Genomic DNA, 25391 nt, shown 5'->3' with positions numbered 1-25391 from the left:
GCTCAGGCCGGCGTCAGGCCGGGCGCGCGATCGAGCGCACCAAGACGACGTTCGACGCTTCATCCACTTCGACGACCTCGGGGTGCGCCTTGACGAAGTCGGAGAAGCTCCGGAAGCCGAGCCCCTTCTCGCTGAACGACGGGTCGAGGCGCTTCATCAGATCCTTCAGCGCCGAAGCGTGCAGCCATTCCTCGTCGGCGCGCTCGTTCTCCAGCTGCAGGGCGCGCTCGAGAAGATCGACGGCCGGGTCGGTCGAGCGCTTGCGCACTCGCGTCCGTGAGGGCGCAGCATCCTTCTTCGTCGGCGTTTCTCTCACGACGCCGGGAAGCGAGTCGTAGGCGTCGAAGCGGTCGCACGCCGAGGCCAGCGATTTCGCGGTCGAGCCCGCGACCCCCACTCCGACGACGTAGCGACCGAGCCGTTTGCAGCGCTGTGCGAGCGGAACATAGTCGGAGTCACCCGCCACGATGACGACGTGGGTCAGATCGGGGAGCCGGAACATGTCTTCGACGGTATCCACGGCCAGACGGATGTCGGCGCCGTTCTTCGCGTACGCCGCCGCGGGGAAGAGCTGCACGAGATCGATCGATCGGGCGACGAGCTGGGTGCGGTACTCGGCGTTCACGGGCGCCGACCAGTCGGCATATGCCCGCGTAAGCACGAGAGTGCCGAAGGAGGCGGCGTAGTCGATGATCGCGCCGACGTCGATGGTGGCTGCGGCGAGACGCTCGGCGACCTCGGGGGCGATCGGACTCTCGGCGATGCGCTGGCGATCGCGGGAGTAGGCGTTCCGACCGTGCACGCGGTCGTACCACGACATCACGATGTTGTCGAAGTCCAGGTAGACGGCGACGCGGGCTGTCTGCGTTTCAGGCATTCACCCAGTCTGCTACTCCGCGTGCTCCCCGGGGTACCGGAGCCCGATCTGCGCGCGCACCTCGTCGAGGGTTGCCATGATCTGCACGGTCTCGTCGATGGGAAGCAGGTCGCCCCTCAGTCGGCCCTCGGCCACGAGTTTCTCGGCGTGGAGCGCCTGGTACTGCATTCCGCGGCCCTCGGTTTCGTCGCGGTACTCCTCGAGGACTTCGCCGTCCGGAGAGGTCAGGCGGAAGCTGGTCGGCGAGTACCAGACCCGGTCGATGTCGATCCGCGCCTCGGTGCCGACGATGTGCGCGGTGTTGGGGCCGGCCCCCCGCGACGAAGAGATCGTCGTCGAGAGCGCCCCGCCGGCGTGACGGAAGATGGTCGCGATCTCGGCGTCGGTGCCGGCGTCGGACATCCGCGCCTGCGCGCTGACCTGGGTGGGTGCGCCCAAGATGTCCCACGCGAACGAGACCGGGTAGATACCGAGATCGAGCAGCGCACCGCCGCCGAGCTCGATCGCGTTCAGTCGGTGCGCCGGGTCGTCGGAGATCTGCTGGGTGTGGTCGGCGAAGAGGGTCCGCACCTCGCCGAGCGCGCCGGCGGCGATGAGTTCGCGGATCCGGATCATGTGCGGCAGGTACCGCGTCCACATCGCTTCCATCGCGAGGAGGCCTCGCTCGGCGGCGCGGTCGCGGACGGCGGCGGCCTCGGCCGCGTTGAGAGTGAACGGCTTCTCGACGAGGACGTGTTTGCCGTGGTCGAGCGCGAGAAGGGCGTTCTCGGCGTGGAACGGATGCGGCGTGGCGATGTAGACGATGTCGACGTCGGGATCCGCGACCAGCGCCTCATACGAACCGTGTGCGTGCGGAATGTCGAACTCGGCGGCGAACTCCTTCGCCGCCTCGGGGCGGCGCGAGCCCACGGCCGTGACGGTGCGACCCGCCGTCTTCAGATCAGTGGTGAATGCGTGCGCGATCCCACCCGTGGCGAGGATGCCCCATCGAAGTCCGTCCATGGTCCGAGACTATCGGGGCGTAGTCTCGTCGGGTGTCGTCCCCGGTCGAGAGATTCCGCGAACTGCTGCGGATCCCCACGGTTTCTCACGTGGATGTCGGTCGAGTCGACATCGCCGCGTTCGACTCGTTCGCGGCCACCCTCGAGCGTCTCTACCCGCTGCTGCACGCGGCCCTCGAGCGTGAGGTCGTGAACGGCCACTCCCTGCTCTATCGATGGCCGGGTCTCTCGGCCGCGGACCCTCTCGTGCTGATGGCGCACATCGATGTGGTGCCCGTGGTGCCCGAGGAATGGCAGCATCCGCCGTTCGCCGCCGAGATCACGGGCGAAGGGCCCGACGCGACCATCCACGCCCGCGGCGCCATCGACGACAAGGGTGCGCTCGTCGCCATCGCCGAGGCGGTGGAGTCGCTCCTCGCCGACGGCGAGACCCCGCCGCGAGACGTCTACCTCGCCTTCGGCCACGACGAAGAAGTGGCGGGCGGCGGTGCGCGGGCGATCGTCGAGGTGCTGCGCTCCCGCGGTGTCCGCCCCTCCCTCGTCCTCGACGAGGGCGGCGCCGTCGTGCGCGGGGTCTTGCCCGGTGTGACGGCTCCCACGGCGATGATCGGCGTCGCCGAGCGTGGCATCCTCGCTCTCGGACTCACCGTCCGCGAGCGAGGCGGACACGCATCGACTCCTCCGGCGATGCCCGCGACGGCGCGGCTCGCACGCGCCGTCGACCGTCTGCAGCGTCGGCCGTTCCCGCGGCGGGTCGCGCCGCCCGTCAGAGCGATGCTCGCCACGGCCGCGCCCCACGCTGCGGGGCCGCTTCGGCACGTGCTCCGGCGGCTCGACACGTTCGGCCCGGTACTCGCGCGGGTGTTCTCGAATCTCGGTCCCGAGATGAACGCGGTCGTGCGCACCACGGCCGTGGTCACGGAGCTGTCGGGCTCGGACGGACAGAATGTGCTGGCGACGCGGGCCCGTGCGACGGTCGACATCCGTCTGCTCACGGGCGACTCGGTCGACTCGGCCGTCGCTCACGTGCGGCGCGCCATCGGCGACCCGCTCGTCGAGATCGATGTGCAGCGGGGAAGCAACCCGTCGACGGTCTCACCCTGGAAGGGCCCAGAGTGGGGGAGGGTCGCCCGCGCGGTGCGCGGCTCGCTCGGCGACGACGTCGTGCCGCTTCCGTACCTGCAGCTCGGCGCGAGCGATAGCAGGTGGTTCACCCAGATCTGCGATGCGGTGTACCGGTTCGCGCCGTTCGCGCTCACTGCCGACGAGCGCGCCGCCCTGCACTCCCACGACGAGCGCATCGGCGTCGACGTCTGGCTGCGGGGGATCGGCTTCTACCGGGCGCTCATCCGCGACCGGTGACGGCCGGCGGTCGCGGGGGGTCGTCGGACACGCCGAGGAGGAAAGCGGCGATCGCGGTGGCCGTGCCCTCCAGCACAGGCCCGCTCCCGAACGACCAGTCGGCATCCGTCGCGCGGATCGTGTGGCCCTTGACGGCCGCGCGACGCGCGAACGGGGCGGATGCTGCGAGGTGCAGCGCGACGGTGCCGGCAACGCCCGCATCGAGATGGCTCTCGGCGTCGAGTTCGCGCTGCAGGAGCAGAAGCGCGCGGGCGCCGGCCGAGAGGGCTCGGATGCGGCGCCGCCGGCCGTCACGAACGGCTGCGGCCAGCGCGCCCAGTGCAGCGGGGCCGGGGCCGACGGCGTCGAAATCGGAGCGGAGTTCGGCGTTGTCGATGAAGGCCTCGACGAGGGTGTCGGTGGCGACTCCACGCTCCGATGCAACGCCGGCGACGAGCTCTGCCGCGCGCTCGACCAGCTCGGCGAGGGCTGTGCGCCGGTCGCTCGAGACGCCGGTCTCGGCACCCTGAGGGCGCCCGTTCAGCGGCAGGAACCGCGCGAAGTCCGACATTCGGTCAGTGTAAGCGGGCGGCTGGAATGTGACAGAATCCGTTTCGAGTCGTGCGGTGTGACAGTCACACGCTCGATGACGGCTCATTGGCCCCAACGCGGGTGCTCAATGTGACCGTGCACATGCTGGAGGCCGTGGATGAGCGACGACGCTGGTGGGCGCAGGCCCAGCATCCGTGATGTCGCGCGCCTGGCCGAGGTCTCGCACCAAACCGTCTCGCGCGTTCTGAACGACCACCCGAGCATCCGCCCCGAGACGCGGGCGCGGGTGGTCGAGGTGATGGCACAACTGCAGTACCGACCGAACCGCGCCGCCCGCGCACTGGTCACCTCACGCTCCCAGACGATCGGCGTTCTCGCCGCCGGGTCGACGCAGTACGGGCCGGCGTCGAGCATCGCTGCGATCGAGGCAGCGGCCCGGGCGCGCGGTTATTGGGTCAGCACGGCCAACATCGACGTGAAAGATCCGGAGTCGATCCCCGCGGGCATCTCGCACCTCATGGCGCAGTCCGTCGAGGGCCTGGTCGTCATCGCGCCGCAGGCGCGCGTGCTGCGCGTGCTCGCCGCCGAGCAGCTCGACGTGCCCTACGTGACGTTGCAGTCGACCGACCTCGTCTCGGATCACACGCTCTCGGTCGATCAGGTCGCCGGCGCCCGCCTGGCGACCAGGCACCTGATCGAGCTGGGCCATCGCAACATCTACCACCTCGCCGGTCCGCAGGACTGGATCGAGGCCGAGGCGCGAATGCGCGGGTTCCTCGCCGAGATGTCGGCCAGCGACATCCCCACCACCGCGCCGATCCTCGGCGATTGGACGGCCGAGTTCGGCTACTACGCCGGACGGGAACTGCTCGGCGTCCGCGACTTCACGGCCATCTTCTCCTCCAACGACCAGATGGCACTGGGGCTCATCCACGCGATCCGCGACGAGGGTCTCGAGGTTCCGCGCGACGTCAGCATCGTCGGATTCGATGACATTCCGGAGTCCGCCCACTTCTGGCCGCCGCTGACGACCGTGCGCCAGGACTTCCGCGAACTGGGTCGCCGATGCGTCGATCTGCTGCTCGGCTCTGACGATGTCGCGTACACGGCGTTGATGCCCGAGCTCATCGTGCGGTCCTCCAGCGGCGTCGCCGCGCACCTCTGACCGCGGCGTTACCAAGACGAGATGTACCGCGCTTGACACTGACGCGCCGGAACTGGCTATAGTTGCGCAATGTGAACGGTCACATGGCCGGTTTGCGGGGATGACGAAGGAGTCGTGATGAGCGCTGGCAGTGATGCCGAGCGACCCGACCCGTACGTGGCAGGCGTGAAGACCGAGGTCGCCGTCGCCCGTGTGCGGGCCGATGTCGCGGCTCTACACGGTGAACTTGTGCGCCACGGACTCGTCGTCTGGACCGGCGGCAACGTCTCGGGTCGTGTACCCGGTGCCGAGCTCTTCGTCATCAAGCCGTCCGGCGTCTCGTACGACGACCTCGCGCCCGAGAACATGATCGTGTGCGATCTCGACGGCAACGTCGTCGAGGGAACACCCGGCAGCGGGCGGGCCCCGTCGAGCGACACCGCGGCGCACGCGTACGTCTACCGCAACATGCCCGAGGTCGGCGGCATCGTCCACACCCACTCGACCTACGCGGTGGCGTGGGCGGCTCGCGCCGAAGAGATCCCGTGCGCCCTCGTCGGCGCCGCCGAGGAGTTCGGCGGCCCGGTTCCGGTGGGCCCGTTCGCCATCATCGGCGACGACTCGATCGGACACGGCATCGTCGAGACCCTCCAGGACTCCCGGTCGCAGGCCGTGCTGATGCGCAACCACGGCCCGTTCACGATCGGCGAGACGCCGCGAGACGCGGTCCGCGTCGCGGTCGTGCTCGAAGACATCGCCCGCACGGTGCACGTGGCCCGTGATGGCGGAACGCTCGAGCCGATACCCGCCGAGGCGATCGATCGCCTGTACGACCGTCGCCGCAATCGCGACCACCAGACCACCGTCGAGCGCCGGGCAACCCCGGCGCGTCGCGGTCGCCGACCGGAGAAGATCTCCGGTCGGACAGCAGATAACTGAATAACGAACACCAAGACGAAGAAGTCCTACGAAAGGGATACACAGTGAAAGGCAAGAAGATTCTCCTCGCGACGGTCGCAGTGGGAGCGCTCATGCTCTCCGGATGCGCGGGCGGAGGCGCTGGCGGAGATGGCGGCGAGGGTGACGGCGGCGGCGGACTCATCGGTGTTGCCATGCCGACCCGCAGCTCCGAGCGCTGGATCCAGGACGGCGACGCCGTCAAGGCCGCGCTCGAGGAGCAGGGCTACACCGTCGACCTCCAGTACGCAGAGGACGACATCCCCACGCAGGTCTCGCAGATCGAGAACATGATCACCAAGGGCGCCGAGGCGCTCATCGTTGCCTCGATCGACGGCACCACGCTGACCGAGGTGCTCGACACGGCCGCCGACTCCGACATCCCCGTCATCGCGTACGACCGCCTCCTGCGCGACACCGACAGCGTCAGCTACTACGCCTCGTTCGACAACTTCCTCGTGGGCCAGCAGCAGGCCTGGTCGGTCCTGAACGGCCTCGGCCTGACCGAGCTCGACGGCACTCCGATCGAGGGCGCACCCGCGGGTCCGTTCAACATCGAGCTGTTCGCCGGCTCGCTCGACGATAACAACGCGTTCTTCTTCTTCAACGGCGCGATGGACGTACTCCAGCCGCTCATCGACGACGGAACACTCGTGGTCAAGTCGGGTCAGACCGAAATCGAGCAGGTCGCCACACTCCGCTGGGAGGGTGAAGCCGCCCAGAGCCGCATGGAAGACATCGTCACGGCGAACTACTCCGACGGTTCGACCGTCAACGCGATCCTGTCGCCCTACGACGGCATCTCGCGCGGCATCATCTCGGCACTCACCGACGCCGGATACTCGGTCGGCGAAGAGTGGCCGATCATCTCGGGTCAGGATGCCGAGATCGACTCGGTCAAGGCCATCAACAGCGGCGAGCAGTACGCCACCATCTTCAAGGACACCCGCGAGCTCGCGGACGTGGCCGTGGACATGGCCGTTGCCCTGCTCAACGACGAAGAGCCCGAGACCAACAACACCACCGACTACGACAACGGCGTGAAGGTCGTGCCGTCGTTCCTCCTCGACCCGGTGATCGTCGTCAAGGACAACATCAACGAGGTCCTGGTCGACAGCGGCTACTGGACCGAAGAAGAAGTCCAGGGCTAAGGTCCGCAACTGCACCCGGCCGGGCAGCGCAAGCTGCCCGGCCGGGTCATGGCAAGAAGGAGACAGGATGACCGACAACATTCTGGAGATGCGCGGGATCACGAAGACGTTCCCGGGCGTGAAGGCGTTGTCCAACGTGACGCTGGACGTCGTACGCGGCGAAGTCCATGCGATCTGCGGCGAGAACGGCGCGGGGAAATCCACGCTCATGAAGGTGCTGTCGGGGGTGTATCCGTACGGCACCTACGACGGCGACATCGTCTTCGAGGGCGAAGAGGTCGCGTTCAAGAACCTCCGCGACAGCGAGGCGAAAGGCATCGTCATCATCCACCAGGAGCTGGCGCTGAGCCCGTACCTGTCGATCGCCGAGAACATCTTCCTGAACAACGAGCGCGCCAAGGGCGGGCTCATCGACTGGAACAAGACCAATTTCGAGGCAGCCGCGCTCCTCAAGCGCGTGGGCCTGCGTGACAACCCGACGACGAAGATCCGCCAGATCGGCGTCGGCAAGCAGCAGCTCGTCGAGATCGCCAAGGCGTTGTCGAAAGAGGTCAAGCTCCTCATCCTCGACGAGCCGACGGCCGCCCTGAACGACGAGGACTCGGCCCACCTTCTCGACCTCATCCTCCAGCTCAAGGAGGAGGGTGTGACGTCGATCATCATCAGTCACAAGCTCAACGAGATCAAGCGCGTCGCCGACACCGTCACGGTCATCCGCGACGGCAAGACGATCGAGACGATCGCCAAGACCGACGTCACCGAAGACCGCATCATCAAAGACATGGTCGGTCGCGATCTCGAGCACCGCTACCCCGACCACGAGCCGCAGATCGGCGAGGAGTTGCTCCGCGTCGAAGACTGGACGGCGCACCACCCGCAGGATCCCAGCCGCGTCATGGTCGACAACGTTTCGATCAACGTGCGCGCGGGCGAGATCGTGGGCATCGCGGGTCTGATGGGTGCGGGGCGCACCGAGTTCGCCATGAGCCTGTTCGGGCGGAGCTACGGCACCCGCATCACCGGCAAGGTCTTCATGCGCGGCAAGGAAGTCAAGATGCGCACGGTCGCCGAGGCGATCGACAACGGTCTGGCCTACGCCACCGAAGACCGCAAGACCTACGGCCTGAACCTCATCGAAGACATCAAGCGGAACGTCTCGATGGCGTCGCTGAAGAAGCTCGAGTCTGCGGGCCTCGTCGATGACAACAAGGAGTTCCAAGTCGCGAACGAGTACCGCCGCGACATGAACATCAAGGCACCGAACGTGCTGGTCAAGACCGGCAAATTGTCGGGCGGCAACCAGCAGAAGGTCGTGCTGTCGAAGTGGATCTACTCCGATCCCGACGTGCTCATCCTCGATGAGCCGACACGCGGCATCGACGTGGGTGCGAAGTACGAGATCTACACGATCATCAACCGGCTCGCAGCATCCGGAAAGGGGATCATCGTGATCTCTTCCGAACTGCCCGAACTGCTGGGCATCTCGGACCGCGTGTACGCGCTGTCCGAGGGCCGCATCACCGGCGAACTCCCGATCGCCGAAGCCTCACCCGAATCCGTTCTGAAGCTCATGACCATGGAGAATCCCCGCTGACGCGGGTACAGGAGTACGACATGACCAATTCCACCGAGGCCGTCGGCGCGACCATCAATCCGCCGGACAACAAAGCCACTCGCTGGGTCAGCCATGTGCTGGCCGACCTGGGAAAGAACGGTATCTTCCTCGCACTCATCGCGGTGGTCGTACTGTTCACGATCCTCACCAACGGGATCCTCCTCCGCCCGCAGAACATCTCGAACCTCGTGGTGCAGAACGGGTACATCCTCGTTCTCGCCATCGGCATGGTGATGGTCATCATCGCCGGCCACATCGACCTGTCGGTCGGATCGGTCGCGGCCTTCGTCGCGGCGCTCTCGGGTGTGTTCGCCGTCCGGATGGGTATGCCGTGGTGGCTCGCGATCCTGCTCTCGCTGCTGATCGGTGCTCTGGTGGGCGCCTGGCAGGGGTTCTGGGTGGCGTTCGTCGGCATCCCCGCCTTCATCGTGACCCTGGCGGGCATGCTGATCTTCCGAGGCCTCACGCTCGTGGTGCTCGGTAACGCCAACATCGGATCGTTCCCCGACGAATACCGCGCGCTCGGTAACGGATTCCTCGGCGGACTGTTCGGCGAAAGCGAACCAGACCTCTTCACACTCGCCATCGGTGCCGTCGCGATCGTCGCGCTCGTCGTGCAGCAGGCTCGCACCCGCTCGGGTCGCCGCAAGTACGGCCAGGAGGTCGAGCCGCTCGTCTGGTGGATCGTGAAGCTCGCGCTGATCGCAGCCGCCATCGGGTTCTTCGTGTACTCGCTCGCCGGCTACCGCGGCATCCCGGTCACCCTGATCGTCCTCGCCGCTCTCGTGATGATCTACGGCATCGTCATGGGTCGCACGGTCTTCGGCCGCCACATCTACGCGATCGGTGGCAACCGTCACGCCGCCGAGCTGTCGGGTATCAAGACCCGCCGGGTCGACTTCTGGCTGTTCGTGAACATGGGCGTCCTCGCGGCCCTCGCGGGCCTCATCTTCAGCGCGCGGCTGAACCTCGCCGGCCCCCGCGCCGGAGACGGCTTCGAGCTCGAGGCCATCTCGGCGGCCTTCATCGGTGGAGCGGCGGTGCAGGGCGGTGTCGGAACCATCGGCGGCGCCATCATCGGTGGTCTGATCATCGGTGTGCTCAACAACGGCATGTCGATCATGGGTATCGGCATCGAGTGGCAGCAGGCCGTGAAGGGCCTCGTGCTCCTTCTCGCCGTCGCCTTCGACGTCTACAACAAGCGCCGCTCGGGCAACTAGCAGCGCGTCGACGAAAGCCCCGCCCGGGTTCGGGCGGGGCTTTCGTGCGTCCGGTCAGGCGCGGGGGCGGGCCGTCACGGCGACGGCGGACTCGAGCGCGAGCCAGCCGCCGAGCTGCACCGACAGGTCGCGCTCGGGTGCCGCGGGTGCGGGGTCGGCGCGGGCGCGCCAGTCGGCGGCGAAGAGGGGCAGGCCGTCGACGGTCGCCCGGCCGTTCCACACGGCCTCCGCGTTCGCGAGGACGAGAGAGCGGGCGGATGCTGCGGCACGATCCGCATCCCCGGCATCCGGCCCGGCAGCATCCGCTCGCTCGTCGAAGACCCGCGCGGCCTCGGCGAGGTAGCGGCACGCGATCGCCGCGAAGAGCCCTCGATCGCCGCCGCCAGCGCCGGGGAGGACGAGCGCCGGCCCCGTCCAGGCCGTGATGGCGGCGATGAGTGTCGCGGCGCGTGCGGCGAACCGCGCGCCGTCGGCGCTGCGGGCGAGGTCGACCGCGGCGCCCAGCGCGACGCCCTGGCAGTAGGTATAGAGCTCGGTCGCGCGTCGCGGGTGGGTTTCGTCGAGGTCGACGCCGTCGACGATGAGCCCGTTCACCGGGTCGCGCAGTTCGGCGTCCATCCAGTCGCTCAGGCGCCGGCCGGCTTCTCGGCGACCCGTGCGGGCGAACAGGATCGCGGCCGGCCCGTTCGCCGGCGCGTTGAAGAAGCGGCTGCCGACCTGCCACGGCACGGCGCCGACGTCGGGGTCGATCGCCGCCTCGAGGCGTGCGGCGATGCGTTCGGTGGCGCGGCGTTGCCCGACGACCTCGGCCCCGCGCTCGTACGCGAGGCCGAGCCAGGCAAGATCGTCGTAGAACGTTCGCGAGAGGGTCCCGCCGTTGCGCACCCGGATGCCGCGCGCGAACGCCCGCGCTCGACGTCGGCGGGCGCCGGTGGGGCGGTGTCGGGCCGCATCGACGGCCGCCTCGACGAGGTGCGCACTCCACCAGTAGTGCCAGCGTGCCCGGCCTTCCGCACGCCCGAACAGGGGAACGGCGGGCCATGCCGAGCGAGCCCACGAGACCCCGGGAATCCCGCCGACGTAGCGCTCGATCACCGCACGTTCGGCGGCGGCAGCCCGGGCATTCCAGTCGTCGTGCGTCGGGTCGTCCGTCATGCGTTCATCCTCCCGCGTCGGGCGGGGGAGCGGGTTCGGGCGCGGGTTCGGGCTTAGTCCTCCGCTGAGCGGAGGGGATACGGCGGGCGGAGGCGCGTTCTCGGCCTATCGGCCCTCCGCCGGCCGTATTTCCTCCGCCGAGGGGAGGGGAGCGGCGGAGCGTGCGAACCGCCCGTGACCTCGCGAGTCAGCCCTTCAGTGCCTTGGTGATGCGCTGCGCAGAGACGGGTTCGGCGGTGCCGAGGCGTTGCGCGAACAGACTGACCCGCAGCTCCTCGAGCAGCCAGCGCGCGTGGGTGAGGTTCGGCGGCGCATCGGCCGTGAGGGGGATGCTGCCGCCCGCCTCGTCGTACTGCGCGGCGGCGCGTTCGTATTCGGTCATGCGCTGGCGGTCGCGTCCGGGGTTGTCGGCGAGCCCGTTCACGCGTTCGAGTGCGCCGGCCAGGTAGCGCGGAACGTGCGCGAGGCGGCCGAGACCCGTGCGCGAGACGAATCCGGGGAAGACGAGCCCCGACAGCTGCCCTCGCACGTCGCCGAGTGCGCCGAGCAGGGTGAGGGAGTTCTGACCCTTCATCGCCCGGTCGACCTCGCGCGACCCCGCCAGCACCCGAGCGGCGAGCGAGACGGCGGCGAAGGTCTCGTCGACGACCGTCGAAGAGAAGGCGTCGCGGAGGCTCTCGAACTCGCGGCGCGTGCGGACCGCACGGCCCGGCGCCGCGCGGTCGAGCAGCGCGTCGACGACGGCCAGACGGGCGTCTTCGATCAGCGCCTTGGCGTTCGGGTAGGGCGAGGCGGCGAGGGTCAGCTTCTCGTTCGCCGTCAGGTGGTCGAGTACGTAGGTCGCCGGCGACGCAACGGCGAGCAGCAGCATCCGCCGCACACCCGCCCTGGTGTGGCGAGCCGCCGACTCGGCCGTGGCCTCGAGACGCACCGACACGGTGGCTCCGTCGTCGATGACGGCGGGGTACCCGCGCACGATTCCGCCCGCGACCCGGGTGTCGACGACGTCGGGCAGGTCGTCGAAAGTCCAGGCGGTGAGGCCGGTGCGCTCGGGGAACCCCGCAGCGCGCCCGTCGATCGTCGCCGACGCGACCTGCGACGCCCCGGCCGGGGTCTGACGTGCGGCGATCGTGGCCGCGACGCTCGTGCGCGCCCGGTCGGACAATCGTGCCTGCAGCGCCGCGAGATCGCGGTCGGTGCCGACCGTGCGGCCGCGGGCATCGACAGCGCGGAACGACATGCGCAGGTGCGTGGCGACCCGGTCGAGCTCGAAATCGGCCGCGGTCACGGGCTGGTTCGCGACGCGCTGCACGAGCGCGGCCACGGCATCGAGGAGCGTCGTGGACGGAAGACCGTCGTGCGCCTCGGGCCCGCGCCCGGCGAGGTCGGCGGCGAAGCGCTCGGCCCAGTCGGCGGCGGGCACGACGTTTCGACGGATCGTCTTCGGGAGCGCGCGGAGCAGAGCGGTCACCAGCTCGTCGCGGAGTCCCGGCACCTGCCAGTCGAAGCCGTCGGGTCGGAGCGACGCGAGGAGCGCCAGCGGCACGACGACGGTGACGCCGTCATCGTCGGCGCCCGGCTCGAACCGGTACGCGAGTCCGAGCACCTGGTCGCCCTGACGCCACCGCGACGGGAACCCGCGGTCGTCGCCGCGTCCGCCCTCGCCGGTGAGATCGGCCTCGGTCACGTCGAGCAGTCGCGGGGTGCGCGTCGACGTCTCGGTCCACCACGTCTCGAACGAGCGTACGTCGAAGACATCGACCGGCAGCCGGGCGTCGTAGAAGGCGAAGATCGCTTCGTCGCCGACGAGGATGTCGCGGCGCCGCTCGCGCTCCTCGATCTTCTCGAGCAGGCGACGTTGCTCGGTGTTGCGGCGCAGGAACGCCGTGAGCCTCTTGTCGAGCGTCGAGGCGTCCCACTCGCCCTCGACCAACGCGTGCCGGATGAACATCTCCCGCGCGAGCGGACGATCGAAGCGGGCGAGCTGCACCCGACGCCGCGGCACGATCTCTACACCGAAGAGGGTGACCTTCTCGTAGGCGGATGCTGCACCCGCAGCTTTCGACCAGTGCGGCTCGCTCAGCGAGCGCTTGGCGAGATCGCCGGCGAGCGCCTCGGCCCATGCCGGATCGATCGCCGCGACGGTGCGTCCGTACAGGCGGGAGGTCTCGACGAGCTCGGCCGCCATGAGCGCGGTCGGGCGCGCCTTGCGAAGGCCGGAGCCGGGGAAGATGGCGAACCGCGCGCCGCGGGCTCCGAGATACTCCGCGCGCTGGGGCCCCGCGGCACGCGCGGGCTTGCGGTCTTGAGGCTGTTTGGCCGTGCGCACGTCGAGCAGACCGATGTGCGAGAGGAGCCCCGCGAGGATCGCTTGGTGGATCGCATCGCCCGCCTCGTGCCCGGCGGGTGCCCCGCCCCCGGCATCCTTCGAGTTGCGGCCCGCGGTGCCCGAGCCCCCCGCGGTGCCCGAGCTCCCCGAGCCCGTCGCGGTCCCTGGGCTTGTCGAAGGGTCCGCTCCCGAGCCGCGACGGGGTCGGCGCGATCTTCCGCCGGAGCCCGGATCGGCCGGCCCGAGCAACGACCGCAGCTGCCGGTTGACGTCGGACCATTCGCGTACGCGTACGTAGTTGAGGTGTTCCGCGCGGCAGAGGCGGCGGAAGGCGCTCGACCCGAGCTCGGACTGCTGCTCCTGCAGGTAGTTCCACAGGTTGAGCAGCGAGAGGAAGTCGCTCGTCGGGTCGGTGAACCGAGCGTGGAGCCGGTCGGCTTCTTCACGACGCTCTTCGGGGCGCTCGCGCACGTCTTGGATCGAGAGGCCGGCGACGATCGCGAGCACGTCGTGCTCGACGCCGGTGCGGCGGGCTTCGATCAGCATCCGCGCGAATCTCGGGTCGATCGGCAGTCGCGAGAGGTCGCGCCCGATGTCGCTCAGCCGGGGCAGTTCGTCGCGCGAGCGTGCGGGGCGAACGGCGCCCAGCTCGAGCAGCAGGTCGAAGGCGGCCTTGACCCCTCGCGAGTCGGGCGGGGTGAGGAAGGGGAACGACGAGATGTCGCCGAAGCCGAGGGACAGCATCTGCAGGATCACCGAGGCGAGCGAGGTGCGCAGGATCTCGGGTTCGGTGAACTCGGGACGCCGGTCGAAGTCGTCTTCGGAGTACAGGCGGATCGCGATGCCGTCGGAGGTGCGGCCCGCGCGCCCCGAGCGCTGCTGCGCCGAGGCCTGTGAGACCGCCTCGATCGGCAGCCGTTGCACCTTCGAACGCGCGCTGTAGCGCGAGATGCGCGCCGTTCCGGTGTCGATGATGTACCGGATGCCGGGGACGGTCAGGCTCGTCTCGGCCACGTTCGTCGACAGGATCACTCGGCGACGTACGCCGGCGACCTTCGACCGTTCGAAGACGCGATGCTGCTCGGCGGCGGAGAGCCGCCCGTAGAGGGGGAGCACTTCGGTGGGGGAGGAGTCGGAGGAGTACGCACCCCGGACGGCGTCGGTGGCGTCCCGGATCTCGGCCTCGCCCGGCAGGAACACCAGAACGTCGCCCGGCGCCTCGCGGTCGAGTTCGCGGAGGGCCGCGATGATGCCGCCGACTTCGTCGGGCTCTTCCTCGACAGCAGAACTCCTGCGATCCGCGTTCGACGGGCCCGGCCTGGCACCTGCGGGGGCCGTGCGCTGGCCATCTGCAGGAGTCGTGCCGTCGCCCGCGCCGTCGGCGTCGGGGACGAGCGGGCGATAGCGCACCTCCACGGGGTAGGTGCGCCCCGAGACCTCGACGATCGGTGCGGGGTTGCCGGCAGCATCCGCGAAGTGCTTCGCGAAGCTCTCGGGGTCGATGGTCGCCGAAGTCACGATGACCTTGAGATCGGGGCGTTCGGGAAGGATGCGCCGGAGGTACCCCAGCAGGAAATCGACGTTGAGTGAGCGCTCGTGGGCCTCGTCGATGATGATCGTGTCGTATTTGCGCAACAGCCGGTCGCGGTGGATCTCGTTGAGGAGGATCCCGTCGGTGAGGAGCGCGACGCGGGTGTCTTCGGTGACCTTGTCGGTGAAGCGCACCTTGTAGCCGACGGTGGTGCCGAGCGGCACCTGCAGCTCTTCGGCGATGCGCTCCGCGATCGTCCGGGCGGCGATGCGGCGGGGCTGGGTGTGCGCGATACGGGTGCGACCGAGCTCGAGACAGATCTTCGGCAACTGGGTCGTCTTGCCCGATCCGGTGGCGCCCGCGACGATGACGACTTGCGAATCGGAGATCGCGCGCGCGATCTCGTCCCGCGCGGCGCTGACGGGCAGCTCGGGCGGGTACGAGATCACGGGTTCGGGCGAGGACACAGCCTTCTATCGTAGGTCCCCGTGCCCGCGCGCGGGCGTGCGTCGATCGGTGCGGGGTGGGGGTCGTCAACCCCGGAGCCCGGGTCGGCGTTGCTCCCTAGGCTGAACGCATGACGATTCCCCTCGTGACCCTGAACGACGGCCACCGCATCCCCCAGCTCGGTTACGGCGTTTTCAAAGTGCCCGCAGACGACACCGAGCGCGCCGTGACCGAGGCGCTCGAGGTCGGCTACCGCCACATCGACACCGCCGCCATCTACGGCAACGAGGAGGGCGTGGGCGCGGCGATCGCGAAGAGCGGCATCGCCCGCGATGACCTCTTCATCACGACCAAGCTCTGGAACGACCGACAGAGCGGTGACCAGCCTTTCGAGGCCATCACCGAGAGCCTCGACAAGCTCGGCCTCGACGCCGTCGACCTGTACTTGATCCACTGGCCGGCCCCCCAGAACGACACCTTCCTGAACGCCTGGGAGCACCTCGTCGACATCCGGCAGAACGGGCAGACCCGCTCGATCGGCGTCTCGAACTTCCTCGTGCCGCACCTCGAGCGCATCGTCGAAGCCACCGGAGTCACCCCCGCGGTGAACCAGATCGAGTTGCACCCCGCACACCAGCAGCGCGAGATCACCGCGTGGGCAGACGACCACGATGTTCGCATCGAGTCGTGGGGCCCGCTCGGCCAGGGGAAGTACGACCTCTTCGGCACGCCGGCGGTCGCCGACGCCGCGGCGTCGCACGGCAAGACCCCCGCGCAGGTCGTGCTGCGCTGGCACCTGCAGAAGGGGTTCATCGTCTTCCCGAAGTCGGTGCGACGCGCGCGCCTCGAAGAGAACATCGACGTGTTCGACTTCGAGCTCAGCGGCCCCGAGCTCGTCGCCATCGATGCGCTCGACCCCCGCGACGGCTCGGGCAGCGTCGGCGCGCACCCCGACGAAGTCAACTAGGGCCGGAGAACCCCGCTGAACAGCCGTCTGGGCGAGTCCTCGAGCCCCTACTTGCGCGCCCACGCGGACAACCCCGTCGAGTGGTTCCCGTGGGGGCCCGAGGCCTTTGCCGAGGCGGCGCGCCGAGGTGTGCCGGTCTTGGTGTCGATCGGGTACTCCACCTGCCACTGGTGCCACGTGATGGCGCGCGAGTCGTTCCAGGACGACGCCACCGCGGCACTCATCAACGACGGGTTCGTGGCGGTGAAGGTCGACCGCGAGGAGCACCCCGACGTCGACGCCGCCTACCTCGACGCGGCGTCTGCCTTCACTCCGCACCTGGGGTGGCCGTTGACGGTGTTCACGACCCCCGAGGGGCGCGTGTTCTACGCCGGGACCTACTGGCCGGGTGAGCCGCGTCCCCCGCTTCCGGCCTTTCGCGAAGTGCTCGGCGCTGTCCGAGAAGCCTGGACCGACCGCCGCGAAGAGGTCGAGCGCACGGGGGCCGCTCTCCGTGACGCGCTCGCCGAGGCCGCCCGTGCGTCGTCGTCGTCCTCGGGAACCCCGGACCTCGATCAGCTCGCCGAGGCGGCGCGCGGCCTCACGGCCCGCGAAGACCCCGACTACGGCGGGTTCGCCGCGGGCTCGGGCCTCGAAACCCCGAAGTTCCCGACGGTCCCCGCGCTGCGGTTCTTGCAGTCGCCGGCATTGGCCGATGCGTCCGCGGCGGCGGTCGCCCGGCGCGCGGTCGATGCGATGGCGTCGTCCGAGCTGCACGACCCCGTCGACGGAGGTTTCTTCCGTTACGCGACCCGGCGCGACTGGAGCGTTCCGCACTACGAACGGATGCTGACGGACAACGCGGGCCTGGTCGAGGTCGCCCTCGACGCGGGTCGCCCCGACGTCGCCGCCGACGCCGCGCGGTTTCTGATCGACGTGTTGCAGCAGCCCTCGGGCGGGTTCGCGGCCGCTCAGGACTCCGAGTCGATCATCGACGGCGAGCGCGACGAGGGCGGCTATTACGCCCGCGACGCCGATGGTCGAGCGAAGCTTGCCCCGCCTTCTCTCGACGGCAAGATCGTCACGGCGTGGAACGGTCTCGCTATCGGCGCTCTCGCGCGAGCGGGGGTGCGCCTCGGCGACGACCGGCTGATCGAGGCGGCACGCTGGGCCGCCGACGCCGTGCTCGAGACGAACATCGGGGACGACGGGATGCTGCGGCGCGCCTCGCTCGACGAGATCGTCTCGCGTGCGGCGGCCACCCTCGAGGACTACGGCGGTCTTGTACGCGGACTCGTCCTTCTCTCGGCCGCAACCGGCGAGGCGGGATACGCCGTGACCGCTCGCGGACTCGTTGATGCGTGTCTGAGCGACGCCGGCGTGCGGGTGCCCGGCGGAGGCGATCCCGTGCTCGTCGCGCAGGGAATGGCGGTCGGCGGGTCTGATACCGACGGCGCGTCGCCTTCGCCGACGGCAGCGTTCGCGGCGGGCGCCCTGGGGCTGTGGCACCTCGGCGCGGGGGAGAAGTACCGCGACGCGGCGGCATCGACGATCGCGCGGGTCGCTGAGACCGCCCTCGAGCAGCCCCTCGGACACGGCGCGATTCTCGAGGCCGCGGCGTCCCTGGCGTCACCGCCCCGTCAGGTAGTGGTGGTCGGCGCTCCCGGCAGTGCCCTCGCGGCGGCGGCGGCCCGCAGCATCCGCGCCGACGTCGTCGCGTTCGTCACGGCGGAGCAGGCCGGGGCCTTCGCCACTGCCGGGTTCTCGCTCTTCGAGGCCAAGACCACCCAGGCGGGTCGCCCGACGGCGTACGACTGCCGCGCCTTCGTCTGCCGTCTCCCCGTGACCGACCTGGCTGCGCTGGTCGCCCTCGCCTAGATGTATTGACCCGGATCGGTGTTGACGTAGGAGAGACCTCGGGGATCGAGTTGGAGGCGTCTAGTTCTTCAGCTCAAACGCAGGGAGGTCTCTATATCTCACGGTAACGCCCGGTTGACGCCGGCCGGCAGGGTCATCATGGTTGAACGCATCGAGTCGGGGCGTGCGGTCGCGCACGTCGCGTCGGAGATGGGGGTCTCGTGGACGACGGCGTGGCGGTGGTGGCGACGGTTCCGTGAGCACGGCCCGGCAGGGCTGGTCGACCGTTCCAGCGTCGCTCACTCGCATCCTCCTCAGACCGCGGCGTGTGTGGAAACGCGGGTGCGGATCCTGCGTCATTTCATCCGTCGCCGCCCGGTGTTCATCGTCGGCAAGCTTGGGCTGCAGGCCTCGACCGTGAGGCTGGTGCTGCGTCGCCACCGCGTGCCGCTGCTGCGAGAGTTGGACCCGGTGACCGGGGCCGTGATCCGCGCCACCCGCCGGACGGCGAGACGCTACGAAACACGACCATCCCGGCTCGCTGATCCACGTCGATGTGAAAAAGCTCGGCCGGATCCCTGACGGCGGCGGGTGGCGTCAGCATGGCCGCAGCGGACGCCCGAACCGGAAGCGAGGCCTGGGTTACGCCTACGTCCACACCGGCATCGACGACTACTCCATCGAAGCGGGCGAGCATCCCGGAGACACCCCACCACGTCTAAGCGACGGGCCAGCCCCCTACGTCGACTGCGAGCGAGTGGCTAGCCCTCACACTCCCCAAGCCTCGGCCGCGTCCCATGGCTGACGCCGACTGAACAATGCAATGACGCCTTCCGGGCGATAAGGTTCGGGGGTGGGGCCGGCTCAGTCGGACCATCCGAGCAACCATCAGAGCGGGCACTGATGATCACTCGGTATCAGTCGGTTCCCGCTGACCTAGGCAGCGCCGACTTGAAGATGCTCGTCAACAGGTTCGTGCTCAGGAGCGGAATGATCGGCTGAAGGCTGAGCGAGAGCGTGAGGCTCAGAAGAAGCGCGACTTCCTGGGAGCGCATGAGATCCCAGGTCCAAGCCAAACACAACAAGGGAGCATCATGAAGAACAGCACCATCATGAAGAACAGCACCATCAAGGCCCGATTCGCTGCGGTCCTTCTCGCATTCGCGCTGGCAATCGGCTTCTCGGTTGTTCCAGCCTCCACAGCTCAGGCTGCCCGATCCACTTCGACGGTGTGTCATCTGTCGAACAGCACGACAGGCACGCTCGGCTATCAGAATTCGGACCCCAACGCGGGTGTGGGTCAGCTGAAGCGGGGTACGTGCCTGTCCGGCGTCGCTATGGTATGGAATTACTTCTGCCCCAACGAGCGCATGCAGATGACGGTGTACGGCAACGTCGGATTCGGCCAGTATCTCACCCCGGCTGGTCGGGTCTGGACAGTGCGGTGTCTCTGATGGCTCGCGGATTGGTTCCCGATTCGTCTGTCTGGGTTCACGACATAGGCGACAGGGGAGCTTGACCCGGTTTCCCGGACGGTTCTTGTGTGTTGATCATGCCGCGATTTCGGCCGTGGTGTGAAGGGTTTCGCAGTCGGCGGGGCTGAGATAGTCGTGGGCTGAGTGGCGGCGGCGGGGGTTCTAGAACCCTTCGATCCACTCGAACATCGCCGACGCGAGCTGCGCCCGGGTGTCCCAGACCGTGCGGTCGAGAAGCTCGCGTTGCATGACTGACCACAAGCTCTCGATGAGCGCGTTGTCAACGCTGGACGCGACCCTGCCCATCGATCCGAGAAGTCCTGCCTGACGCAGCCGGTGCCCGAAGAGCCGGCTGGTGTATTGCGCTCCGCGGTCGGCGCGGACCACGGTTCCGGGTTCGGGTCGGCGGCGCCAGCGGGCCATCTCGAGCGCGTCGACGACGATCTCGGCGGTGATCCGATCCGAGATCGACCAGCCCACGATCCGGCGGCTGAGGGCGTCGATCACGGCGGCGCAGTAGACCCATACGTCCTTCGCGCGGTGCTGCGTGATGTCGCAGAACCAGAGCCGGTTAGGCGCATCCGCGCGGAACTGCCGCTTCACGAGATCCTCGTGTGTGGCGGTATCCGGCTTCCATCCGCGCCGTTTCCGGCGATGTGAGACCCCGACCAGCCCGTCGATACGCATGAGCCGCGCCACCCGTTTGCGGCCCACGTGAACCCCGAGTCCGAGCCCCAGTTCTGCCAGCACGCGAGGAGCGCCAGAGGTCTCACGGGAGTCGGCGTGAATGCGACGGATCGTCGTCGTCAACTCCGCGTCCGCAATCGCGCGCGCCGAGGGCGGTCGCCTCGCCCACTCGGAGTAGCCAGATTTCGAGAAGTTCAGGAACGGGCAGGCCGCCGCGACGGGGACCCCGCTCGCGGCGAGCTCTTGGACCAGCCGGAACACTATTTTGGGAGCACGTTCTCCCTGGCGAAGTAGGCCGACGCGCGCTTGAGGATCTCGATCTCCATCTCCAGCACCCGGTTGCGGCGGCGCAGCTCAACGAGTTCTTTGTGCTCGTCGGTCGTGACACCGGGCTTGCGGCCACTGTCGACCGCATCCCGGTTCATCAAGTCCGAAGACACGACTCGCTGATCCCGAGATCACGAGCGGTCTGCGCGACCGGATTGCGCTGCGCGACCAGATCAAGGGCTCGACGCCAGAACTCCGGCGGGTGGGCAGCGGGCATCTCACGGACTCCTTCCGAGACGATCATCGCCCCAACTCAGGTGTCCGGGAAAGCGGGTCAGGTTCCCGCCGCCGGGTTGCGACCTGGCTCGACCACTACAACCTAGAGGTACACCACCCCGGCATCGGAGGCAAGACCCCCGTCGACCGAATCAACAAGATTCAGGTCTATAGACCACCTAGAGCGGGGATGTGGCGCATTTCTGCAACCGGCGGCAGGACTCGTGCGGTCATTCGGCGAGAAGTGGCGCGGTCCCCCGCGCTGCGGGCCCCGCGGGTCCTTCGACAGGCTCGGCGGACCCGCTGGATTGGACGCGCATCGTTCAGCGACGCCTAGGTGCGGTCGTCCACGCTCAGATCCAGGTGGGCAGCCAGTTGTGCAGTCGCCAGAAGTCATAGGGCACGGTGATTCCCGTCCAGACCGGGTACCAGAACGCTGAGACGAGGGCGACGGCGACGAGGAAGGCGATCACCGCATACTGACCCGATGCCCGGCGGGTGGGCACAGCGTCCGCCCCTCCGACCGCTTCTCTCAGTGCGAACGTCAACGCCAGCGCGACGAAGGGAACGAGGGCGACGGTGTAGAACTGGAAGATCGTGCGATCGGGGTAGAGCAGCCACGGCACGTAGAGGGCGGCGACGCCCGTCAATACTGTGGCGTAGCGCCACTCGAAGGTCATCGCGAACCGCACGAGAAGGAAGATGACCGCGGCTACACCCGCCCACCAGATCAGCGGGTTCGGGATACTGGAGACCGCCTCGACCCCCGCATCGCTCTGGTTCCAGTACATCGAGGTAGGTCGGAGCAGCAGCGGCCACTGCCAGGCGGGACTCTCGTAGCTGTGGGGGGTGACGAGTCCTACGTGGAAGCCGTAGATGTCCGTATGGTACTTCCAGAGGTTCTGTAGAGCGAGCGGTACCCACGACCAGAGGCCCTCTGCGGGCGCCGCGTCGACGGTAGGCCGGTCATAGCTGCCGTAGGTCACGAGCCAGCCCGTCCACGAAGCGAGGTAGACGAGCGCGGCGACGGGGACGAAGAGGACGAACGCAACCGGACCCTGACGCAACGCCGCGTCCGCCGGCCAGATGCCGATGCCCGCGCGTCGCCGCGCGAGCGCGTCGGTCGCGACCACCCAGATGCCGAAGGTGGCGAGCACGGACAGGCCCGACCACTTCACGGCGCTCGCGGCGCCGATCGCCGCACCGGCGGCCAGCAACCAGGGGCGGTTCCAGAAGACGGGGCCCCACGCGCGGCGCTCGGGGTGGGTGGCCGCGAACGCGGCGAGGCGGTGAAGGTGACGCCGTCGATCGAGAAGCAGGAACCAGAAGCCGAGGAGGACGAAGAACGTGAGGATGCCATCGAGCAGCGCGATCCTGCTGAGCACGATCGAGAGGCCATCGATGGCGATGAGACCCGAGGCGACGCCCGCGAAGACGATTGAGCCGGTGAGGGTTCGCGCCACGAGGTAGACCAGCAGCACGGTTGCCGTCCCGAACACCGCGACCGCGAACCGCCAGCCGACCGAACTGTCGGGGCCGAAGAGGGCGATTCCCGCGCCGATGAAGAAGCGTCCGAGCGGGGGGTGCACGACGAAGCTGCCGGCGGTCTCGAAGGCGTTCGTATCGCCGCCGAGGAAAAGCGCGTCGCCATCGTACGGCCACTTTGCGGGGTAGCCCAGCATCCACTGGCTCCACGAGTCCTTTACGTAGTAGGTCTCGTCGAACACGATCGCGCGGGGGTGCCCGAGGTTCCAGAACCGGAGGAGTCCCGCGACGAAGGTGATCACGGTCGGAACGAGCCACGCATACAGCCGACCGCGTCGCGGATCGAGCGTGAGGCGCTCGCGCCAACGGTCGAGCGGGGCCGGGCGCTGCGGCGGAAGCGGCGGCTCGGCGATCGACACGCGAACAGCCTACTTTCCGTCGCCCGGGGCTCGATCTCGCACGGGAGCCGGGGACCGCGAAGCCTAGGGTGGAACGGTGATCATCCTCGCCGCGACGCCCATCGGCAACCTCGGCGACGCCTCGCGGCGGCTGATCGAGGCGCTCGAGGCCGCCACGGTGATCGCCGCCGAAGACACCCGCACCACGATCCGGTTGTTGAGCGCCCTCGGCATCCAGAACCGCCCGCGACTCGTCGCCCTCCACGACCACAACGAGAAGGAGCGGGCGGGCGAACTCGTCGAGCGCGCCCGCACCGAAGACGTGCTCGTGCTGAGCGATGCCGGCATGCCGACGGTGAGCGACCCCGGATACGGGCTCGTGGCGGCCGCGGCCGCCGGCGGGGTCGTCGTCACGGTGATCCCCGGTCCGAGTGCGGTGCTCACAGCGCTCGCCGTTTCGGGTCTGCCGACCGACCGTTTCGCGTTCGAGGGCTTTCCACCCCGAAAGTCGGGGGAGCGCAGATCCGCTTTCACGGCGCTCGCGAACGAAGCGCGCACCCTGGTCTTCTTCGAGGCCCCGTCACGTCTCGCCGCGACCCTGCACGACATGGCGGCCACGTTCGGCGCCGACCGCCGCGCGGCGATCTGTCGCGAGCTGACCAAGCTGCACGAAGAGGTCATCCGCGGTCCTCTGTCCGACCTCGCCGAATGGGCCGAAACCGGAGCCCGCGGCGAGATCGTCGTGGTCATCGCCGGCGCGACGCCGCGCGACGTCGACCTCCCCGATGCGGTGGTCCAGGTGCAGCAGCTGGTCTCCGACGGGATGCGGTTGAAGGATGCCTCGACAGAGGTCGCCGCGCTTACCGGCCACCCGTCGCGCGAGCTCTACCAGGCGGCGCTCGCCGCCCGGACGTCGCCGAAGCCGCCGGCTCCCGAGCATCCGGCCTTCCCGTCCTGAGAACGCTCGGGCGCAGCATCCGCCCCCCCCCGCACGGTGGGCCGGGCGCAGCATCAGCCCCCGGTAGAATCTCGGGGTGAGCACCGGCCGTTCTTTCTATGTCACGACGCCGATTTTCTATCCCAGCGACGTGCCCCACATCGGCCACGGGTACACCACCGTGGCCGTCGACACCCTCGCCCGCTGGCACCGCCAGTCGGGCGATGACACGTGGATGCTCACGGGCACCGACGAGCACGGCCAGAAGATGATGCGCGCCGCCGCGGCGAACGGCTCGACCCCGCAGGAATGGGTCGACAAGCTCGTGAGCGAGGCGTGGTTCCCCCTGCTCGAGACTCTCGACGTCGCCAACGACGACTTCATCCGCACCAGCCAGCCCCGCCACGAAGAGAGAGTCGCCCAGTTCGTCCAGGCACTCTACGACCGCGGATACATCTACGCGGGCGAGTTCGAAGCCCTGTACTGCGTCGGCTGCGAGGAGTTCAAGACCGAGGCCGAGATCGTCGACGGCACCGGTGCTTTCGAAGGCCTCAAGGTCTGCGCGATCCACTCGAAGCCGCTCGAACTCCTGCAGGAGAAGAACTACTTCTTCAAGCTCAGCGAGTTCCAGGACCGCCTGCTCGACCTGTACCGCACGGTTCCCGATTTCGTGCGTCCCGAGTCCGCGCGCAACGAGGTCGTCTCGTTCGTGAAGAACGGGCTGAAAGATCTCTCGATCTCGCGGTCGACGTTCGACTGGGGCATCGGCGTGCCGTGGGATTCGTCGCACGTCATCTACGTCTGGGTCGATGCGCTGCTGAACTACGCGACCGCCGTCGGATACGGCAGCGACCCCGAGCAGTTCGAACGCCGCTGGCCGGCCTTCCACGTGGTCGGCAAAGACATTCTGCGGTTCCACGCGGTGATCTGGCCGGCGATGCTCATGGCCGCGGGCGTCGAGGTTCCCCGCGGAGTGTTCGCGCACGGCTGGCTGCTCGTCGGCGGCGAGAAGATGTCGAAGTCGAAGCTCACCGGCATCGCGCCGACCGAGATCACCGACGTCTTCGGCTCCGACGCCTACCGGTTCTACTTCCTCTCGGCGATCGCGTTCGGTCAAGACGGCTCGTTCTCGTGGGAAGACCTCTCGGCGCGCTATCACGCCGAACTCGCGAACGGCTTCGGCAACCTCGCCTCGCGGACGGTCGCGATGATCGAGCGGTATTACTCCGGTGTCGTTCCGCCCGCGGGCCCGTACACCGAGGCCGATCTGGCGATCCAGAAGACGGTGGCGGATGCGGCGACCACCGCCGACGCGGCGATGGAGCGGTTCCGCATCGACGAGGCCATCGAGGCCATCTGGACGATCGTCACGGAGCTGAACGGCTACATCACCCTCAACGAGCCGTGGGCTCTCGCGAAGGACCCCGCTCAGCGCGAGCGTCTCGGAACCGTGCTCTACACGGCGGCCGAAGGCCTGCGCGCCCTCGCCGTGCTGCTCTCGCCCGTGATGCCCGAATCGACCGAGAAGCTGTGGGTCGCTCTCGGCGCCGCCGAGACGGTGGGCCGGCTGCTCGACCAGCCGCTCCGTGAGGCCGGCGGATGGGGTGTGCTGCGTGCGGGTTCGTCGGTCAACGGCCTGGCGCCGTTGTTCCCGCGCGTGGAACAGGCGTCCTGAGGTGCCGGACGAGCCTTTCCCGGCCGCTCGCGCTGCCTTTCTGTGTGTCGCGCTGCCCGATTGTGCTC

Annotated in this window: 21 protein-coding genes; 12 read left to right on the top strand and 9 right to left on the bottom strand. The window is 68.7% G+C overall.

Features of this window, described 5'->3' with window-relative positions; translation table 11 throughout:
- Positions 1–13 precede the first annotated feature (13 nt).
- Positions 14–877, bottom strand: a complete 864-nt coding sequence (locus ACFXQA_RS01070; protein WP_394517937.1) for an NYN domain-containing protein — start codon at positions 875–877, stop codon at positions 14–16.
- 12 nt (positions 878–889) lie between these two features.
- Complete coding sequence (locus ACFXQA_RS01065) at positions 890–1879, bottom strand: Gfo/Idh/MocA family protein (RefSeq protein ID WP_394517936.1); 990 nt, start codon at positions 1877–1879, stop codon at positions 890–892.
- Positions 1880–1968: 89 nt separating this feature from the next.
- On the opposite strand from ACFXQA_RS01065, the gene ACFXQA_RS01060 reads away from it, so the two are divergent.
- Positions 1969–3240 (top strand): M20/M25/M40 family metallo-hydrolase, encoded by a 1272-nt coding sequence (locus tag ACFXQA_RS01060; protein WP_394517935.1) that lies wholly within the window; start codon positions 1969–1971, stop codon positions 3238–3240.
- On the opposite strand, the gene ACFXQA_RS01055 is transcribed toward ACFXQA_RS01060, so the two are convergent.
- Positions 3224–3790 (bottom strand): hypothetical protein, encoded by a 567-nt coding sequence (locus ACFXQA_RS01055; protein WP_394517934.1) that lies wholly within the window; start codon positions 3788–3790, stop codon positions 3224–3226. The two genes, ACFXQA_RS01060 and ACFXQA_RS01055, sit on opposite strands and share 17 nt — an antisense overlap.
- Positions 3791–3928: 138 nt before the next feature.
- Here ACFXQA_RS01055 and ACFXQA_RS01050 point away from each other — a divergent pair, with 138 nt between their 5' ends.
- The 5 genes from ACFXQA_RS01050 (at position 3929) to mmsB (ending at position 9858) form a co-directional block, all read left to right on the top strand.
- Positions 3929–4936, top strand: a complete 1008-nt coding sequence (locus ACFXQA_RS01050; protein WP_394517933.1) for a LacI family DNA-binding transcriptional regulator — start codon at positions 3929–3931, stop codon at positions 4934–4936.
- A gap of 117 nt (positions 4937–5053) precedes the next feature.
- Complete coding sequence (locus ACFXQA_RS01045; protein ID WP_394517932.1) at positions 5054–5854, top strand: L-ribulose-5-phosphate 4-epimerase; 801 nt, start codon at positions 5054–5056, stop codon at positions 5852–5854.
- A 44-nt stretch (positions 5855–5898) separates the two neighbouring features.
- Positions 5899–7023, top strand: coding sequence for a multiple monosaccharide ABC transporter substrate-binding protein (gene chvE / locus ACFXQA_RS01040; RefSeq protein WP_394517931.1), 1125 nt, complete (start codon positions 5899–5901; stop codon positions 7021–7023).
- Positions 7024–7090: 67 nt separating this feature from the next.
- Positions 7091–8617 carry a multiple monosaccharide ABC transporter ATP-binding protein gene (gene mmsA / locus ACFXQA_RS01035; RefSeq protein ID WP_394517930.1) on the top strand — a complete coding sequence of 509 codons (1527 nt, stop codon included), beginning with the start codon at positions 7091–7093 and terminating at the stop codon, positions 8615–8617.
- 20 nt (positions 8618–8637) lie between these two features.
- Positions 8638–9858, top strand: a complete 1221-nt coding sequence (mmsB, locus tag ACFXQA_RS01030; RefSeq protein WP_394517929.1) for a multiple monosaccharide ABC transporter permease — start codon at positions 8638–8640, stop codon at positions 9856–9858.
- Positions 9859–9912: 54 nt separating this feature from the next.
- On the opposite strand, the gene ACFXQA_RS01025 is transcribed toward mmsB, so the two are convergent.
- Complete coding sequence (locus tag ACFXQA_RS01025) at positions 9913–11013, bottom strand: glycoside hydrolase family 76 protein (RefSeq protein ID WP_394517928.1); 1101 nt, start codon at positions 11011–11013, stop codon at positions 9913–9915.
- Positions 11014–11200: 187 nt separating this feature from the next.
- On the bottom strand, positions 11201–15340 hold the full coding sequence (gene hrpA, locus ACFXQA_RS01020) for an ATP-dependent RNA helicase HrpA (protein WP_394517927.1): 4140 nt from the start codon (positions 15338–15340) through the stop codon (positions 11201–11203).
- A gap of 110 nt (positions 15341–15450) precedes the next feature.
- Between hrpA and ACFXQA_RS01015 the strand changes: the two genes are divergently transcribed.
- From ACFXQA_RS01015 to ACFXQA_RS01005, 3 genes are all read left to right on the top strand, one after another.
- Positions 15451–16287, top strand: a complete 837-nt coding sequence (locus tag ACFXQA_RS01015) for an aldo/keto reductase (RefSeq protein WP_394517926.1) — start codon at positions 15451–15453, stop codon at positions 16285–16287.
- A gap of 51 nt (positions 16288–16338) precedes the next feature.
- Entirely contained in the window at positions 16339–18144 is a 1806-nt protein-coding gene (locus ACFXQA_RS01010; RefSeq protein ID WP_394517925.1) for a thioredoxin domain-containing protein, read from the top strand.
- A 138-nt stretch (positions 18145–18282) separates the two neighbouring features.
- The gene (locus ACFXQA_RS01005) at positions 18283–18705 is read left to right on the top strand and encodes a helix-turn-helix domain-containing protein (protein ID WP_394517924.1); all 423 of its coding nucleotides are present in this window, start codon (positions 18283–18285) and stop codon (positions 18703–18705) included.
- 335 nt (positions 18706–19040) lie between these two features.
- On the opposite strand, the gene ACFXQA_RS01000 is transcribed toward ACFXQA_RS01005, so the two are convergent.
- A complete protein-coding gene (locus ACFXQA_RS01000; RefSeq protein ID WP_394517923.1) occupies positions 19041–19178 on the bottom strand; it encodes a hypothetical protein in 138 nt (45 codons plus the stop codon).
- 39 nt (positions 19179–19217) lie between these two features.
- On the opposite strand from ACFXQA_RS01000, the gene ACFXQA_RS00995 reads away from it, so the two are divergent.
- Positions 19218–19577 carry a hypothetical protein gene (locus ACFXQA_RS00995; RefSeq protein WP_394517922.1) on the top strand — a complete coding sequence of 120 codons (360 nt, stop codon included), beginning with the start codon at positions 19218–19220 and terminating at the stop codon, positions 19575–19577.
- Between the two features lie 183 nt (positions 19578–19760).
- On the opposite strand, the gene ACFXQA_RS00990 is transcribed toward ACFXQA_RS00995, so the two are convergent.
- The 3 genes from ACFXQA_RS00990 to ACFXQA_RS00980 all read right to left on the bottom strand — a co-directional run bounded on the left by ACFXQA_RS00990 (position 19761) and on the right by ACFXQA_RS00980 (position 22732).
- A complete protein-coding gene (locus ACFXQA_RS00990) occupies positions 19761–20546 on the bottom strand; it encodes an IS3 family transposase (protein WP_394517921.1) in 786 nt (261 codons plus the stop codon).
- Positions 20546–20725 carry a transposase gene (locus tag ACFXQA_RS00985; RefSeq protein WP_394517920.1) on the bottom strand — a complete coding sequence of 60 codons (180 nt, stop codon included), beginning with the start codon at positions 20723–20725 and terminating at the stop codon, positions 20546–20548. Before ACFXQA_RS00985 ends, ACFXQA_RS00990 begins: the two co-directional genes overlap by 1 nt.
- 456 nt (positions 20726–21181) lie before the next feature.
- Positions 21182–22732, bottom strand: coding sequence for a dolichyl-phosphate-mannose--protein mannosyltransferase (locus ACFXQA_RS00980; RefSeq protein WP_394517919.1), 1551 nt, complete (start codon positions 22730–22732; stop codon positions 21182–21184).
- A 76-nt stretch (positions 22733–22808) separates the two neighbouring features.
- Here ACFXQA_RS00980 and rsmI point away from each other — a divergent pair, with 76 nt between their 5' ends.
- Both rsmI and metG read left to right on the top strand, forming a co-directional pair.
- Positions 22809–23669 (top strand): 16S rRNA (cytidine(1402)-2'-O)-methyltransferase, encoded by an 861-nt coding sequence (gene rsmI / locus ACFXQA_RS00975; RefSeq protein ID WP_394517918.1) that lies wholly within the window; start codon positions 22809–22811, stop codon positions 23667–23669.
- A 76-nt stretch (positions 23670–23745) separates the two neighbouring features.
- Positions 23746–25323 (top strand): methionine--tRNA ligase, encoded by a 1578-nt coding sequence (metG, locus tag ACFXQA_RS00970; protein WP_394517917.1) that lies wholly within the window; start codon positions 23746–23748, stop codon positions 25321–25323.
- Positions 25324–25391: the final 68 nt, after the last annotated feature.

The sequence above is a fragment of the Microbacterium shimangi genome (assembly GCF_043556445.1).
GTDB lineage: Bacteria > Actinomycetota > Actinomycetes > Actinomycetales > Microbacteriaceae > Microbacterium.
This window is presented reverse-complemented; position numbering and strand designations above follow the sequence as displayed.